Raw genomic sequence first — 15,848 nt, 5'->3', positions numbered from 1 at the left:
AAATGAAAGCATGGGAATATGCAAAAAAACTGATACAAAAAGGCAAACCAACAGTTTTGTCAGAAGAGGAGCAGACATGGGATATTATAGAGATACTTGAGCTTCGAGAGGATGAAAGGCTTAAAATGTTATGGCGTAGCAGAGTTCCGGGGTCTGGGGCGGAAGAAAGTCTCGCTATCGCTGCAGTTCAAAGTATGGATAATCGAGGAATGGAGGTTTCGAAAGCTGAGGAATTAATTCCACTGGGGCTTGAGGCTCTTGAAAGGGATGATATGATCGAACTTAATAAAATAACCAGTAGAATATTTCATGAATTATATAAAGCTAAAAAGAATACAAATTCAGAATACTGGAAATTTAAAGAGTATAGATGTTGGGAAGAGTATAAAAATAGTGTTGAATTTATTCCATCGTCCTCTTATGATGTTTTTTCTGATGAGTATAAAACAAAAATAGCAGGAGGTTGGATAGCGCAAATATGTGGAGGAGCTTTGGGAACAGCATTAGAAGGTTATACAACAGATAATTTAAGGGAAGTTTTTGGTGAAATTAGAGGATATGTCAGAAAGCCAAACACTTATAATGATGATATAACATATGAGCTTGCATTTTTAAAAGCTTTTGAAAAAAAAGGTTATAATGTAACTTCAGAAGATATTGCTATGGAGTGGGTTGCGCTTATCCCTTTTGGTTGGTCTGCAGAGGATGTTGCTCTTAAAAATTTGAAACAAGGTATATTTCCTCCTGAAAGTGGTTATTTTAATAATCCATTCTATGAATGGATAGGTGCTCAAATGAGGGGAGCAATTTGTGGTATGGTAGCACCAAGCAACCCTGAAGAAGCTGCACGACTTGCATGGATAGATGGTGTAATAAGCCATTACAATAATGGAGTAATAGGAGAAGTATTTAATGCTATTATGGTATCGCTTTCATTTGTCGAAAATGATGTAAGAAAAATTGTAGAGAGTTCTATAAATATGCTTCCAAAAGATAGTGAATACTATTCTGTTATAAAGTATGCATTAGATATGTGCTTGAAAAGCGATAGTTGGGAAAAGGCATGGAGAAATTGTGAAAAAAGATTAGAGAGATATAATTGGGTTCATGCCTATCCTAATGCCGCTGCAGAAGTAATAGCATTGTGGTTTGGTAATGGAGATTTTGATGAGACAATGCACATTGTAGCTATGGAAGGACAAGATGTTGATTGTAATGCAGCGCAAATAGCAACAATAATAGGGATAATTAAAGGGATAAATGAAATCGGGGATAAATGGATTACTCCTATAGGAGATAAATTAACTACATACATGAGAAATATGAAACGAATGAAAATAAGTGATTTAATAGAATGGACAATTGAGAGTGTTATTGCGGCAAATAAGAAAAAATAAATTTTGGTTGAGATATGATTTTTTAATATTCTCTCAATTAAAATCGTACTGTTAGAACTTATAGTTATACGAGGTGATTGGCTTGAAAATAGTAATAATAGGCAGTATTAATAGGGATTATACCGCGCAAGTTAAGAAATTGCCTGAAAAAGGAGAAACAGTGATTGCATCAAGTTACAAAATTTCTATTGGAGGTAAAGGAGCAAATCAAGCAGTAGCAGCTAAAAGGCTTGGAGCACAAGTATATATGATAGGGGCTGTTGGCAATTCTGATGGAGGGAGAGACATAATTAAAAAGCTTGAATCAGAAGGAATAGATGTTTCAGGGGTATTATTTACTGAAGAAGTTACTGGGAATGCAATGATTACAATTGACGAATTAGGATTTAATACTATAGTGGTATATCCAGGTGCTAATGCCAAACTAGACTCTTCCTGGATTGAAAGACATAGTAAAATTATTGAAGAGGCGGACTTTGTGATTTTACAGTTAGAAATTCCTTTAGAAACTGTCGAAACAGCTGTTAAGCTTTCAAAAAAGTACAATGTAAAAGTCATTTTAAATCCAGCGCCGGCTAAGGAAATACCTGATGAGGTTTATAAATATATAGATATAATTACTCCAAATGAAGTAGAACTTACACAATTGACAGGTACAACGGATATAAAAGATGGGGCAAATATGTTAATTGAAAAAGGTGTTAGTGAAGTTATAGTTACTCTCGGAGAAAAGGGAAGTTATTATACAAATGGTCAAGAAGAAATTTTTTCAGAGGCAGTACCTGTAAATACTATTGATAGTACGGCGGCTGGAGATTCTTTTAATGCAGCAATTGCTGTAGCATTGTGTGAAAATATGAATATAAAATCAGCACTTAATTTTGCGAATATTGTTGGAGCGTTAACTACTACCAAAATGGGGGCGCAAGATTCTTTGCCCTACAGAGATGAAGTGGAAAGTTTCAGAATTAAGCTACAGAAATAATTATTTTAGTTATAAAAAAACAGAAAAGTTTATTAAAATAACATCAAAAATAGTTAAAGAGCCAAAAATGCTGGCTCTTTTTATATAGATTTTTTGATAGGTTGAGTTACTTCTAAAACATTTTATGAAACCAAATTACAAAACCATAAAAAATACTTGAAATATTATTTCATAAGTAGTATAATATAAACTAGAAAGGAGTGTAAACATTAACATGCCAGGAGATATAGAGAAAATTAGAGCAGTTATTAATAATTTAAAACCATCAGAAAGAAAAATTGCTGAGTATATAATTGAAAATGCTGATAAGATTTCAGATTTATCTGTAGCTGAACTTGCAAAAAACAGCAATACCAGTGAAGCAAGTGTTGTGAGATTTTGCAAAAGTCTCGGATACAAAGGATATCAAGATTTAAAAATAAAAATTGCTGCAGACTACACATATAAGACAAAAAGTATTCAAGGTTTTGTTAATATAGATGATGATATTAATACCATAATTGTGAAAATATCTAAAAATAATATGGACTCAATAGAAAAAACAATGGATATGTTAGATAGAAACGAAGTAGAAAGAGCTGTTATTGCTATTTTAAATGCCAATAAAATAGACATTTATGGAGTTGGAGCATCTGCTATTGTTGCACAAGATATGTTGCAAAAATTTATGAGGATAAATAAATCTTGTACGGCATACAGTGATTCTCACATGCAACTTGCATCTGCGGCTAATCTTCGCCAAGGAGATGTGGCAATTGGTATTTCGTATTCAGGTCAAACAGCAGATACTGTTGACGCTTTAAGGATAGCTAAAAATTCGGGTGCCACAACAATTTGTATAACAAGGTTTGGTAATTCACCTATAACAGAAGTTTCAGATATAAAACTTTTTGTATATTCTACTGAAGCAATCTTTAGAAGTGGTGCAATGGCATCAAGGATGGCACAACTTAATGTAGTAGATATATTGTTTTCTATAATAGCCTGCAGGAAATACGATGAGGTAATAAAATATTTAGAAAATACAAGTGAAGCGGTCTCATCAAGAAAATACTGAAGGAGAGGTTTGTATGTTTAATATATTAAAAAAAAGACTGATAAACTATTAATTAAAGCACCTGTTGATGGAGATGTGGTAGAAATAGTAGATGTTCCAGATGAAGTGTTTGCTCAAAAACTTATAGGAGATGGTGTTGCTGTGATACCTGAAGCCGATATATTTGTTTCTCCTGTTGATGGTATTGTAACAGCTGTTTTCCCTACAAAACATGCAATAGGTATTAGGACAAAAGAAGGAATTGAGGTAATGATTCATGTAGGAATTGATACTGTAAAACTAAATGGTGAAGGATTTGTTACGTTTGTAACTGAAGGTGATAAAGTAAAAGTTGGCGATAAACTATTAAAGGTAGAAAGAACTTTAATAAAATCAAAAGCTAAATCACTCGTTTCCCCTATAGTAGTAACTAATATGGATAGGATAAAAGAATTTAAAAAAATGACAGGTAAAGCGACTGCTGGGCAGACCGTTGTAATTGAGGCGGTTATTTAATTTGGTTCAATGTGAAATAAATTTTCATAAATACTTCATATTTATGAAACAATACAACATATAAGGAGGTGGGAGGTAAATATATAAGATTCATATGTTTAATTATCATTACCATTTAAATACTAAATTGAAGATAGGGGGATTAAGAATGTCAAGAGAAAAAGAAATAGCCCAAGGAATTATTAAAGAGTTGGGCGGAAAAGAAAATGTCATATCAATCACCAATTGCATGACAAGATTGAGAGTGCTTGTCAAAGATTATGACAAGGTTAACAGAGAAGCTTTGGGGAAAATTGACGGTGTTATTAAAGTCAATGAAGAGGGTGGAGAGTTACAAGTTATTGTAGGACCTGGTCTTGCTAACAAGGTAGAAAGTGAGGCATCAAAAATACTAGGTGGTACTAAAGTTGGAAAAGCAGAAGAAGTTAAAGCAGCAATTAGTGCCAAAAACCAAACACCTTTTAAACTTCTCTTGAGAAGAATTGCTAGTATATTTATTCCTTTGATTCCAGGTTTAATTGGTGGTGGTTTAATACTTGGCATTACCAATGTTGCGACAAAATTTAATTGGATTGCGGACAAAAATTTATTGGCTATGTTAAGTTTGTTAGGCAGTACTATTTTTACGTATATGGGTATTATGGTAGGTATGAATACTGCTAAAGAATTTGGAGGTTCTCCTACAATTGGAGGTATTCTTGCTGGTATTATTTATAACCCTGCATTAGCTAATATTACAATTGGGGGGAAAGCTTTAGTCGTAGGTAGAGGCGGAATTATTTCTGTTTTAATTGCAGCAGCATTTGCAAGTTGGCTTGAGAAAAACATTAGGAAAAGAATGCCTAACAGTATAGAATTGCTTGCAACTCCGTTGCTTACAATTTTGATAGCAGGTTTTGCGACTTTGTATGTATTACAACCTTTAGGCGGATATATAGCTGATGGTATTGGCAAAGCAGTAACTGTTGCAATTGCAGGAAAAGCTGGTGTATTTACAGGATTTATACTTGCTGGTACATTTTTACCATTAGTTATGACAGGTTTGCATCAGGGTTTGACACCTATCCATGTGCAGTTAATTGAGTCGACAGGAGTTACTATATTACTTCCTATTTTAGCGATGGCGGGAGCAGGTCAAGTTGGAGCTGCATTAGCAGTATATGTGAAGACCAAGAGCAAACAACTTAAAAAAATTATAGAAGGTTCAATACTTGTTGGTATTCTTGGCATTGGAGAGCCATTGATTTACGGTGTTACATTACCACTTGGTAGGCCTTTTATAGGGGCATGTATAGGAGGTGCTTTTGGCGGAGCTTTTGAAGCCCTTAAAGTAGTTGGTGCAAGAGGATTGGGTATCTCCGGTGTACCATTAGCTGCATTAATTGAGCCAAATAAAATTATTTATTATGTTTTAGGATTATTGATATCGTATACTGCAGGATTTATAGCTACCTACCTGTTAGGATTTGAAGATCCAGTTGATGAAGAAATAGAAAATTCACAACCATTTACTTTTAATGTTTAACGTAACTTAAAAAGGGGCAATTTGCCCCTTTTTAAGGGGAGGTGATAAGGTGGCTGTTGGTATTTCAGTTTATACTACAGAAGACTTTGCACAGCAAAAGAACAAGGAATATATAAAAATGGCAAAAGACAATGGGATAAATATGGTTTTTACGTCGATGCATGTGCCTGAGGTTGAATATGATAAAAAATTAAATGAATTTGAAGATTTAATTAAATATATTAAATTACTAGATATGAAATTAACTATTGATATTTCACCTGTAACAATGAATATATTAAATTCCTCAATAACAGATTTAAAACCTTTTTATGATTTGGGAGTAGATTGTTTAAGACTTGATTATGGTTTTACTGCAGAGGAAATAGCTGAAATGACAAACAACAAATACGGAATTAAAATAGAGTTAAATGCCAGCACAATAACAAAAGAAGAAATAGAGAAATTGATAAAGCTAAAAGCTAATATAGATAATTTGACAACTTGCCACAATTATTATCCTAAACCGTATACAGGTCTTTCCTATAAGTTTTTTAAAGAAAAGACAATGATGATAAAAAATTACGGACTTAACGTATCGGCATTTATTCCTTCTTTGAAAGGTAGGAGAGGGCCAATATATGAGGGATTGCCGACGCTTGAAATGCATAGAAACATAAAACCTTACACAGCAGCGAGACATTTAATTTATTCTGGGTTGATAGATGACATATATTTTGGGGATGCATATGCATCTATAAATGAAATAAGAGATGTTATCTCAATAAATAAAGATGTGATTGAATTGAATATCAATCTTATTATGGATATAACAGATTATGAGAAAGACATAATTTTTGCTGGTATTCATACAAATAGGTCTGATGCTTCTGAATACATTATAAGATCAGAGGAATCAAGGGGTTATGCAAAGATAGGGAAAGCAATAAAGCCGCATAATTGCATTGAAAGAAAGAAATACAGTGTTACAATTGATAATTACGGTTTTAAAAGATATTCGGGAGAGCTTAATATTTGTTTGATTGATATGCCTCAAGATGAAAGAGTAAATGTGGTAGGACATATACCTGAAGAAGAACATATATTGGTAGATTTAATTAAACCGGGGACAAAATTTAAATTTAGAAAGGGTTGATATAATGGATTTAGATAAACTTATAACAGAAGGAAGAAACCCTGATACACTTGATATTGATAGATTAAGTACAGAAGATATGTTAAAAAAAATAAATAATGAAGATAAAAAAGTTCCAATAGCTGTTGAAAAAGAAATACCTAATATAGCAAAAGCTGTTGATATTATAGCAGAAAAATTAAAACAAGGAGGAAGGCTTATATACATTGGTGCTGGTACAAGTGGAAGGCTTGGAATTCTCGATGCGTCCGAATGTCCACCAACTTTTGGAGTAGATCCAGAAATGGTGCAAGGGATTATTGCGGGTGGAGATGTTGCAATAAGAAGGTCAGTAGAAGATGCGGAGGACAAAGAAGATCTTGGCAAAGAAGATTTAAAGAAAAAGAATTTGTCAAGTAAGGATGTTGTGGTAGGCATTGCAGCTAGTGGCCGAACGCCTTATGTTTTAGGAGCGCTTAGATATGCTAAAGAGGTTGGCGCACATACAATAGGGATATCCTGCAATCCGGATAGTGAGATGAAAAAAATAGTTGATATAATGATAGCGCCTGTTGTAGGGCCAGAAGTAATTATGGGTTCTACCAGAATGAAAGCAGGAACTGCACAAAAATTAGTATTAAATATGCTATCTACAGGTGCTATGATAAAACTTGGCAAAGTTTACAGCAATTTAATGGTGGACGTAAAAGCTACAAATGAAAAATTAATTAACAGAGCAAAACGCATTGTAAAATTAGCAACGGATGCAGATGAAAAAGTAATTGAAAAAATACTTAAGGAAACTAATTACAATGTTAAATTAACAATTTTAATGATATTAACGGGACTTAACCAAAATAAAGCAAAAGAATTTTTAGATAGGTCTAATGGTTATATTGCAAAGGCATTAATGCTTAATGAGAATAAGTCTTAAGAATAAATTTGAAGAGAAATTGAATTTATTAGAAAGTTTTGTCTAAACTGAAAGGCGGATTAGTTTCCGCCTTTTATAAAAAATTTTTCGAAATCATATTGACACTGATGAATAAAAATGCTATATTATAAATGTACAAAATATTGTATATTGTCCGGGTGATTGAATGATTAAGGATCTATTAACTAAAAATGGAATTGCCGTTACGATGTTGGCACGAGAAATGCTTTCTTTAAAATGTGGAGATAGAATTGAAACGATAGGAGAATATGCCAAAAAATTTGACCTCGGGCGTGGGACAATACAAACTGCTTTAAAGTATTTAGAAGATAATGAAGCAATTGAATTAGAGCCACGAGGGCATTTAGGTACGTATATAAACAATATTGACTACAAAAAATTATGGGAATATGCGGGACTTACTATTGTTTCAGGGGTAATGCCTCTTCCGTATTCAAAAAGATATGAAGGGTTAGCTACAGGTTTATATAAAGTATTTGAAAAGGGGAAAATACCTTTTAATATGGCATATATGAGAGGAAGCGAAAGAAGGTTAGAGGCACTATTAAATGGAAAATATGATTTTGCCATAATGTCGATGTTGGCAGCAAAATTGTATATTGAATCTGGTAAAAATTTAAAAATAGTAGTTGATTTTGGACCAAATACAAACGTAAGCACTCATCGTATAATATTTTCAAATAATGCGAAAAATGCGATTGAAGATGGGATGAAGATTGCTATAGATCCAACTTCATTAGACCAATTTATATTGACTTACTATGAATGTGAGGGAAAGAATGTAGAGTTTATAGAATTACCGTATAATCAAATTATACCCCATATAATTGAAGGAAAAATAGATGCAGCTGTATGGAACTATGATGAAATAGTTGACAGAGGACTGTCTATTAAAAATGAACCGCTTAAAAGCGAAAAATCGAAAAAAATTAGTGAAGATAATACACGTGCTGTTTTAGTAGTTAAAAGAGATAATTGGGGTGTTGATAAAATAATAAATAGAATTGTTGATAAAGAAGAAGTTATAAAGATTCAGGAACAAGTGTTGTTGAATAAAATATTTCCAGAATATTGATTTATAATTATTCAGATGTTATTTTAGAAGGATTCCGATAAATAGTTTCATGTAATAGTACAAAATACTGTATAATGTTTGGAAGGTTCTACATGAAAGATAAGGTTGTATTTATAACGACATACGCATATATATTATTAAGAATATTTAGATATTTAATATTAAGTTTGAAAATATAAAATAAACGAGAAGGGGATGTATAATGAAACTGTACCCTTTAGAAGCTTTAACTTTAGATGAAGCAAAGAAACTTCAGTTTAAACTTGTAGATATAATTACATATTATTTTCGATGAACAGATTTTTTATCCATGTGAGATTTAGGAGTCATACCTGGATTAGGAAGACCTAGAGCTACAGCCAAGGTAGAAAAGGTAATAGCACAATTTTTTGATGCAATTTTTACTGACGAAAATTACACTGTTTTTAGAACTTATTATATTGGGATTCAAGAAGGTGCTAGTGCTTTATGTTTTTCATTGTTTAAATTTTTAGGCCCTGAAGGGATTGGTAGTGTAGTAGGCAGCAGAAAAATTATTAAAAAAATTCATGAAATGAATTACTCTGGTGGTGGACAAGTACAGGGATTTGAAGCAATAGAAGTTCTTAGAGCTATGGTATGTGTTCCTGTTCAATTGGCAATTCAGAATAGATAAATTGGGTATAAAAATAAATTGCAAGGTGTTAATAATTTTATTAAAAGTTTTATTATTATACTTTGTTGATGAAAACTTTAAATTTTATCTTTCAGAGAGGATGCTTATAATGGATAGAGAGATATTTGAAAGATTAGACATTCTATGTTTATCAAATCAGGTAAGCCAAATTGATAAAGAAAAAACGATCAAAGCTTTGGAATATTTAGAAAAGAAATTAAATGTCAAAATAGAAAAAGAAATTGGTGGTATGTTTGCTACACACTTAGCTAAAGCATTATCGCGTATCAATAATAAAGAAGCTATAGAAAAAACTCCTGAACAAGTGGAAAAAGCTATAGAAAACTGTCCAGAATTATTAGAAGAGGCTGAAAATCTTTTCAAGAATATTCTGGGCATAGAAAAAGTTCCAACGGGTGAAATAAGTTTTATAGCTATGTATATCTGCTTGCTGCTAAATGCTGATTTTGAAAAGGAGGTGAAAAAGACTTTGTGAAATGATAATTTTTGTTATAGGAAATTAAGAAAAAGGAGGATGAGAAAATGAATGAGAAAATACCTATTCGTATAGTGGTAGGAGGCCTTAATAAAGATGCTATAGCGAGAGTTGCAAAATTGGTTGGAGGAGAGAATGTCATAGTAGAAGTAATGTCAGATTTTGAAGCTGCAAAAAAAATAAAAGAAGGAGGTGCAGATTATTATTTTGGTGCTTGTAATAGTGGAGGAGGTGCTGCTTTATCAATTCCGATAGGTATATTAGGATATACTAAATGTGCTACTGTAGCAAAAGCTGGTGGTCGTCCTAAAGCGGATGAAATTGAAAAACTTGTACGAGATGGAAAAATTGCTTTTGGTATGTCGGTGGAAACTATTGATGAAGCAGTACCAATGCTGGTAAAAAGCATTCTTAAGAAACATGGGATTTAGAAAATTATAGAGGGGAGAGAAAAAAATGCTTGTTAAGTTAGTTATTGTTGGAGTGCTATGTGCTTTAACATCTTTAGCTTCTCATTTTGGGCGCGCAGTTTTTCATGATGGTATACGTCCAATAATGCCAGAGTATTATCAAGGACGAATGAAGAGGTCAGAAATGACCGCAGTAGCATTTGGTTTAAGTGCAGGGTTTGTGGTATCAATGGGAATAGCTTTTACACTTTCTTCAAAACTTTTGAATCCTTGGTTGCTTTTTTTACCAACAGATATTTTAGGAGTTTTAGCTCCTTATTCCTGGCTTGCAGCAATATTAGGTGCTGGATGGGGAATAGGAGTAACAGCATTTTTTGATATATTAGTGGTTCTGTTTAAAGCAATGCCGGTAAATATATTAGATCCTTTTAGTGCATTGTCATCACCAGTTATAGCTGGGTTCGCTTTGTTTCCTGTTTTAGCTATCTTTTTACAGTTTGGATGGAGAAAAGGCCTAATTACTTTAGTACTTGAACTTATAGCACGTCAACTGGCAGCATTAAAGATAATTACTGTCGGAGGAACTCCAATATATGCGGAAGCCTTAGAAATGTTTATCGGTGTTATTATGCTGGTGGTTTTTGCAATACTCAAAGATATAAAAGCTAATAAAGATAACACTTCAAATATTTCAGGTGAAAATATCTTTGCGGTTAATACTAAACGTATTTTCGATTCATTGCCCTTATTGATGATTATAGGTGGTTTAGTGTCGCTTATTAGTAATATGAAATGGTTTGCTGGTTCAGAAGTTGACTTTCAATTATTAAGTCAGATTTATGCTACAGGGAATAATCAACAGCTTATTAGTGTGGCTGCTGCTGATTTTGTTCGTGGGTTAGCGTTTCTGCCTTTAATTGTTACTACATCATTGGCATCGGGTGTCTATGGTGTTGTAGGATTAACTTTTGTTTATCCAGTTGGTTATTGGTTAGCACCTGCATTATTTGGGGATGGTGTCTTTGGACATATTATGGCTTTTGTATTAGGAGCTCTAACGATATTAGTAGAGGTGTCTGCTTTACGATTAATAGGGGTAGGATTAGAAAAATTTCCATCTATTCGTGAGGCCTCGGATAATATAAGGACTGCTATGAATAATGTATTGGAAATTGCTCTTCTTATAGGTTCTGCTATGGCTGTGCTTAACATGAATCCTGCAGGAGTTGAAGGGCAAAACTGGCTTGCATTTGCCATATTTGTAGCACTTTATATGATAAATGAAGCGCTTGGTCGTCCTATTATAAGGCTCGCTTCACCTCCGCTTGCTGCAATTATTACAGGTATTTTAGTAAATGTATTCTATTTATTACATTTAATGTAGTACGCTTCTATAAATATCCAAATTTCAATTATGGAGGGAAGATATAATTTGAAGAAGAAAATTCAAACTGTAACCGGCGAAATTTTGTGTGACAAAATTAAAGGTACAATGGTACATGAACATATTGTAATGGATCTTTCCCATGTAAGAGGAGAAAATACTTCGATTCTAGGTGATCAAGAAACATTGCCAGGTATTGTTGAAGAGCTGAAAAGTTTAAAAGAACTAGGGGTCAACACAATAGTTGAATTAACAAATATTGGAATGGGGAGAGGGCCTAAACTTTTAAAGAAATTATCTGAAGAAAATGAATTCTATATAATAGTAGGAACTGGTTATTACAAAGAAGGATATTATCCTCCAGAAATTGATGAATTATCAATAGAAGAATTAGAGGAGAAATTGACAAAAGAAGTATTAGATGGTATTGAAAATACATGTATTAAAGCGGGGATATATGGTGAAATAGGGAGCAGTTATAATTTAATGACTGCAAGAGAAGAGAAGGTTTTTCGTGCCGTAGCAAAGTCTCATAAAGTCACTGGTGCACCTATAAGTACTCATTGCGAGCTGGGGACTATGGGGTTAGAACAAAGAAAAATCTTTGATAAAGAAGGTATTCCTCCCGAGAAAGTATCTTTTGGCCATCAAGATTTAAATGAAAATATACATGAACAAATTGAACTTTTAAAATGGGGTGCTTTTATTCAGTTTGATACTATAGGGAAAACAAGATATCGTTCTGATGAAGCGAGAATGCTGAATTTACTTGAACTGATTGATAGAGGATTTGAGAATCAGATTATGCTTTCTTGCGATATTTCAAGAAAAACGTATTTACAAAAATTTGGTGGCCATGGATATGTATATTTATATAGTTCATTTCTGAAAGGACTTAAAGACCAAGGAGTAAGTGATGATATTATAGAAAAATTGACTATCAAAAATCCATGTCGGTTTTTATCCTTTAGAGAAGAAGAGTAGTTTGATTATTTTAAACTTGCCTATTTTAGAAGAACAAACAAAAAATTAGACTTTGAACTCATTAATATAAAGATAGAGGAGAAATTATATGTTTTCACCAATTTCTGTTCAAAAATCAAATGAAATACTTAAATTAACTGGAGCTATTTTGAGAGCTCAGAAGTACATTGGTGCTTCCGTGGTTTCTTTAGTTGAAAATATTGAAGAACAGATAAAAAGTTATTTAAAAAATGATGTTACTCCACCCCTGTGTCTTGTAGGTATAAAAGAAAAAGGAGTACCTATTTGGATCAAAAGTCGCCTTACTCCAGAGAAAGGTTACATTAATATTACGGTAGATAAGATGGCCCCGGGAGGAAGGGCTGTTGATCCCGGGCTTCTAAATCCTCTTACAGGGAAAATGATGACTGGTTCTACGAGTGGTGGAGCTTTCAACCTACTAAATGGAATAATCGATATTGCTATTGGAACGGATGGAGGAGGTTCTGTACTTGGTCCTGCTTTGGCTACACAGTTATTTGCAATGATGGGAAAAGGGCTTGGGTTGGGAACAGGCGAGAGCTACAAGGCCACTGATGGGAGATGGTTTGAGCCTTCAATAGGAGTATTGGGGCGAAATCTTAAAGAAGTGCTTAAAGCAATGGAGGATTTAATTGATATGCCAGGCGCATTTCTAAACGAAACTCAAAGTAAAGATTTATCTGAGATTACCATAGGATATCCAAGTTATGGCATTACATTGCCAAATGGTGAAGATATGTGTGATGTTATGAAATTTAGTATTGAATATCTTAAACGGAATGGAGCTAAAACTATAGAATTGAAAGTTCCTGATAATTTATGGGATAGACAACAATCATTGAAATGGCTTCATTCAATATTTAACCAAAGAAGAAAAAATATTTGTGATGTAATTATAACAAGAGAAGGACCTATAGATTTTTTTGGTGTTGGCGACTCAGTAATAGGACATTTAGGGAAAACTGGAGAAATTTTGCAAAAATCTTCCGGGAAATACGTCTTAAGGTCAGCAAATATGGCTGGATGTACAGCTCTTGCGGTACCTAGTAGAGAACTTGCAACGGGGTATATTATCGTTTGTTCTTCCGGTGTAGAAGCTGCAAAAAAAGCGGTTAGAGTTGCTGCATGTCTTGCTGAATACGACAAACGCCCTCCAATTTTTACAGAATATTTTGAAAATAATTTGTTTCATATTATATCTTAAATTTTAAGGGTGAATAGAATGATTGATTTACACATACACACGACAATCTCCGATGGGAGTTTAACGCCAGCAGAGATTGTGGATGAAGCTCAAAAATTAGGATTAAAAGTTATAGCTATTACCGATCATGAGTCGGTAGATGGTGTGGCTGAAGCTATGAAAGTTGCAGAGGCTACAGATTTAAAAATTATACCTGGAGTTGAAATAGAGGCATTTATTAATAGAGGGCAAGAAAAAACAATAGTTCATATACTTGGTTATAACATAAATTGGAAAGATTCTGGGCTGATAGATATATTAAATAAAATGACGGCGAACAGGACCAATGTGACCAAAAAGATGGTAGAGTTACTCAAAAATGAAGGTTTTAATATAGAGTGGGACGAAGTAGCTGCTATAGCGGAAAATAGACAATGGATTGGGATAAATCATATTCTTGAATGTATGCTAAAAAAAGGTTATTTTACTTCTCGAAAGCAGGCTATGAAAGGCTATTTACAATATTTTATATATGGGAAAAAAGCTTATGTTCCTTTTTCTGCTGCAACTGTGCAGAGAGCTATCAATATTATAAAAAATGCGGGTGGGATTCCGATTTTAGCTCATCCTGGCATCTATAACAAAGATTATTTGATTCCGAAACTTATTAAATATGGTATAGAAGGTATAGAAGTATATTATCCAGGTCATACTTCAGAAAAAGTGAAAAAGTATGAAGAATTAGTACAAAAATATGGTTTAATTGCAACAGGAGGGTCCGATTATCATGGAATTTACCATGAATGGGAGAAAGGACTAGGTGAAATTGAAATTCCGGAACACATTGTAAATAGGATAATGACTAGTTTTGGGATCAAATCTATTGGATGAATAGTTGAACAACGAGGTATCCGTTGGTAGTTGTTAAGGTAAATTCTTATTTTAATTAATTCTTGTTTTTATTTATTAAAAACAAAGTTGTACAGAAATCCATTGGACTTGATTGGAGGATAAAGAATGATTACGTATCCTATTAAACAGATTAGCTTAGAGGAAGCAATTAATTTGCAGTTTAAATTGGTAGATATCATCCAATCAGTTTTTCGAGGGCATGAATTACTCGAAGCTGGTGATTATGGTGTATCATTAGAGCTTGGACGACCTAAAACCACCGCGAAAGTTGAGAGAGTTCTTGCTAAATTTTTTGATGCAGAAGACTCTGCTTTAGTGATAGGTGCTGGTACGGGGGCTATGAGACTCGTTTTTAATAGCTTATTAAAACCTCTTAATACATTACTTGTGCATGACGCACCTGTATATCCTACAACACAAAACCTTATGGATATGATGGGCCTTAAGCTTTTAAAAGTAAACATGAATAATTTAGATTCATTTGAGATATTAAAAAATACAAAAGTTGATGCTGTGTTAATACAACATTCAAGACAAAAACCTGATGACAGTTATGAACTTGAAAAAGTAATAAAAGTTATTAAATCTATAACTAATGTTCCTATTATTACTGATGAAAATTATGTAGTTATGAAAGCTCCATATATAGGTGTTCAGTTGGGAGCAGATGTTTCAGTATTTTCTATGTTTAAATTGTTGGCACCGGAAGGAATTGGATGTGTAGTAGGCAAAAAATATATTATAGACGAAATTCGAAAATTAACTTATTCAGGTGGGAGCCAAGTGCAAGGACCTGAGGCAATGGAAGCTTTAAGGTCACTTGTATATACACCTGTTTCATTAGCAATACAAGCAATGCAGGTTGATGAAATAGTAAAGAGGCTTAACACTGGAGAAATAAAAGGGGTAAAAAAGGCATATGTAGCAAATGCACAATCAAGAGTTGTATTAGTAGAATTTAAAGAACCAATTGCGGAAAAAGTATTAAAATACGCTGAAGAGATGGGAGCAGTACCTTATCCTGTAGGTTCTGAATCAAGATATGAAATTGGCGCTATGTTTTATAGAGTTTCAGGGACTTTTATTAAAGATAATCCTGAAATAAAAAATTATGTAATTCGCATTAATCCAATGAGGGCAGGTGCTGATACTGTTATTAGAATTTTAAAAGAAGCTGTAAAGAAAAGTCTGGCTTAGGAG

The 15,848-nt window shown here is 33.3% G+C and carries 15 protein-coding genes; all 15 read left to right on the top strand.

What is annotated here, in order from left to right:
- The first annotated feature begins 2 nt into the window (after positions 1 to 2).
- The 15 genes from THESIDRAFT1_RS01785 (at position 3) to THESIDRAFT1_RS01710 (ending at position 15,845) form a co-directional block, all read left to right on the top strand.
- Positions 3 to 1,397: an ADP-ribosylglycohydrolase family protein gene (locus THESIDRAFT1_RS01785; RefSeq protein ID WP_006569338.1), complete on the top strand. Its 1,395-nt coding sequence runs from the start codon at positions 3 to 5 to the stop codon at positions 1,395 to 1,397.
- Between the two features lie 82 nt (positions 1,398 to 1,479).
- A complete protein-coding gene (gene rbsK / locus THESIDRAFT1_RS01780) occupies positions 1,480 to 2,382 on the top strand; it encodes a ribokinase (RefSeq protein WP_006569337.1) in 903 nt (300 codons plus the stop codon).
- 214 nt (positions 2,383 to 2,596) lie between these two features.
- Positions 2,597 to 3,439, top strand: a complete 843-nt coding sequence (locus THESIDRAFT1_RS01775; protein ID WP_004400353.1) for a MurR/RpiR family transcriptional regulator — start codon at positions 2,597 to 2,599, stop codon at positions 3,437 to 3,439.
- Positions 3,440 to 3,514: 75 nt separating this feature from the next.
- Complete coding sequence (locus THESIDRAFT1_RS01770; RefSeq protein WP_006569336.1) at positions 3,515 to 3,934, top strand: PTS sugar transporter subunit IIA; 420 nt, start codon at positions 3,515 to 3,517, stop codon at positions 3,932 to 3,934.
- A 148-nt stretch (positions 3,935 to 4,082) separates the two neighbouring features.
- Positions 4,083 to 5,459: a PTS transporter subunit EIIC gene (locus THESIDRAFT1_RS01765; protein WP_006569335.1), complete on the top strand. Its 1,377-nt coding sequence runs from the start codon at positions 4,083 to 4,085 to the stop codon at positions 5,457 to 5,459.
- Between the two features lie 49 nt (positions 5,460 to 5,508).
- Entirely contained in the window at positions 5,509 to 6,594 is a 1,086-nt protein-coding gene (locus THESIDRAFT1_RS01760) for a DUF871 domain-containing protein (RefSeq protein ID WP_006569334.1), read from the top strand.
- Positions 6,595 to 6,598: 4 nt separating this feature from the next.
- Positions 6,599 to 7,507, top strand: coding sequence for an N-acetylmuramic acid 6-phosphate etherase (murQ, locus tag THESIDRAFT1_RS01755; protein ID WP_006569333.1), 909 nt, complete (start codon positions 6,599 to 6,601; stop codon positions 7,505 to 7,507).
- 166 nt (positions 7,508 to 7,673) lie between these two features.
- Complete coding sequence (gene yhfZ, locus THESIDRAFT1_RS01750) at positions 7,674 to 8,603, top strand: GntR family transcriptional regulator YhfZ (RefSeq protein ID WP_006569332.1); 930 nt, start codon at positions 7,674 to 7,676, stop codon at positions 8,601 to 8,603.
- Between the two features lie 764 nt (positions 8,604 to 9,367).
- Positions 9,368 to 9,754: a PRD domain-containing protein gene (locus THESIDRAFT1_RS12665; protein WP_167317669.1), complete on the top strand. Its 387-nt coding sequence runs from the start codon at positions 9,368 to 9,370 to the stop codon at positions 9,752 to 9,754.
- 47 nt (positions 9,755 to 9,801) lie between these two features.
- Positions 9,802 to 10,185 (top strand): DUF2620 domain-containing protein, encoded by a 384-nt coding sequence (locus tag THESIDRAFT1_RS01735; protein WP_006569330.1) that lies wholly within the window; start codon positions 9,802 to 9,804, stop codon positions 10,183 to 10,185.
- 25 nt (positions 10,186 to 10,210) lie between these two features.
- A complete protein-coding gene (locus THESIDRAFT1_RS01730) occupies positions 10,211 to 11,548 on the top strand; it encodes a YhfT family protein (RefSeq protein ID WP_006569329.1) in 1,338 nt (445 codons plus the stop codon).
- A 48-nt stretch (positions 11,549 to 11,596) separates the two neighbouring features.
- Positions 11,597 to 12,532 carry a phosphotriesterase family protein gene (locus THESIDRAFT1_RS01725; RefSeq protein ID WP_006569328.1) on the top strand — a complete coding sequence of 312 codons (936 nt, stop codon included), beginning with the start codon at positions 11,597 to 11,599 and terminating at the stop codon, positions 12,530 to 12,532.
- Between the two features lie 88 nt (positions 12,533 to 12,620).
- The gene (locus THESIDRAFT1_RS12660; RefSeq protein ID WP_006569327.1) at positions 12,621 to 13,757 is read left to right on the top strand and encodes an amidase; all 1,137 of its coding nucleotides are present in this window, start codon (positions 12,621 to 12,623) and stop codon (positions 13,755 to 13,757) included.
- An 18-nt stretch (positions 13,758 to 13,775) separates the two neighbouring features.
- Positions 13,776 to 14,627, top strand: coding sequence for a PHP domain-containing protein (locus tag THESIDRAFT1_RS01715; protein ID WP_006569326.1), 852 nt, complete (start codon positions 13,776 to 13,778; stop codon positions 14,625 to 14,627).
- Between the two features lie 126 nt (positions 14,628 to 14,753).
- The gene (locus tag THESIDRAFT1_RS01710; RefSeq protein WP_006569325.1) at positions 14,754 to 15,845 is read left to right on the top strand and encodes an aminotransferase class V-fold PLP-dependent enzyme; all 1,092 of its coding nucleotides are present in this window, start codon (positions 14,754 to 14,756) and stop codon (positions 15,843 to 15,845) included.
- The last annotated feature ends 3 nt before the right edge of the window (positions 15,846 to 15,848 follow it).

This window comes from Thermoanaerobacter siderophilus SR4 (assembly GCF_000262445.1).
In the GTDB taxonomy this organism is placed as follows: Bacteria; Bacillota; Thermoanaerobacteria; order Thermoanaerobacterales; family Thermoanaerobacteraceae; genus Thermoanaerobacter; species Thermoanaerobacter ethanolicus.
This window is presented reverse-complemented; position numbering and strand designations above follow the sequence as displayed.

Excerpts from the sequence above, each read along its gene's own strand:
- murQ (WP_006569333.1), top strand. The coding sequence starts at position 6,599 with ATGGATTTAGATAAACTTATAACAGAAGGAAGAAACCCTGATACACTT.
- yhfZ (WP_006569332.1), top strand. The coding sequence starts at position 7,674 with ATGATTAAGGATCTATTAACTAAAAATGGAATTGCCGTTACGATGTTG.
- THESIDRAFT1_RS01710 (WP_006569325.1), top strand. The coding sequence starts at position 14,754 with ATGATTACGTATCCTATTAAACAGATTAGCTTAGAGGAAGCAATTAAT.
- THESIDRAFT1_RS01785 (WP_006569338.1), top strand. The coding sequence starts at position 3 with ATGAAAGCATGGGAATATGCAAAAAAACTGATACAAAAAGGCAAACCA.
- THESIDRAFT1_RS01765 (WP_006569335.1), top strand. The coding sequence starts at position 4,083 with ATGTCAAGAGAAAAAGAAATAGCCCAAGGAATTATTAAAGAGTTGGGC.
- THESIDRAFT1_RS01715 (WP_006569326.1), top strand. The coding sequence starts at position 13,776 with ATGATTGATTTACACATACACACGACAATCTCCGATGGGAGTTTAACG.
- THESIDRAFT1_RS01735 (WP_006569330.1), top strand. The coding sequence starts at position 9,802 with ATGAATGAGAAAATACCTATTCGTATAGTGGTAGGAGGCCTTAATAAA.
- THESIDRAFT1_RS12660 (WP_006569327.1), top strand. The coding sequence starts at position 12,621 with ATGTTTTCACCAATTTCTGTTCAAAAATCAAATGAAATACTTAAATTA.
- THESIDRAFT1_RS01775 (WP_004400353.1), top strand. The coding sequence starts at position 2,597 with ATGCCAGGAGATATAGAGAAAATTAGAGCAGTTATTAATAATTTAAAA.
- THESIDRAFT1_RS12665 (WP_167317669.1), top strand. The coding sequence starts at position 9,368 with ATGGATAGAGAGATATTTGAAAGATTAGACATTCTATGTTTATCAAAT.
- THESIDRAFT1_RS01730 (WP_006569329.1), top strand. The coding sequence starts at position 10,211 with ATGCTTGTTAAGTTAGTTATTGTTGGAGTGCTATGTGCTTTAACATCT.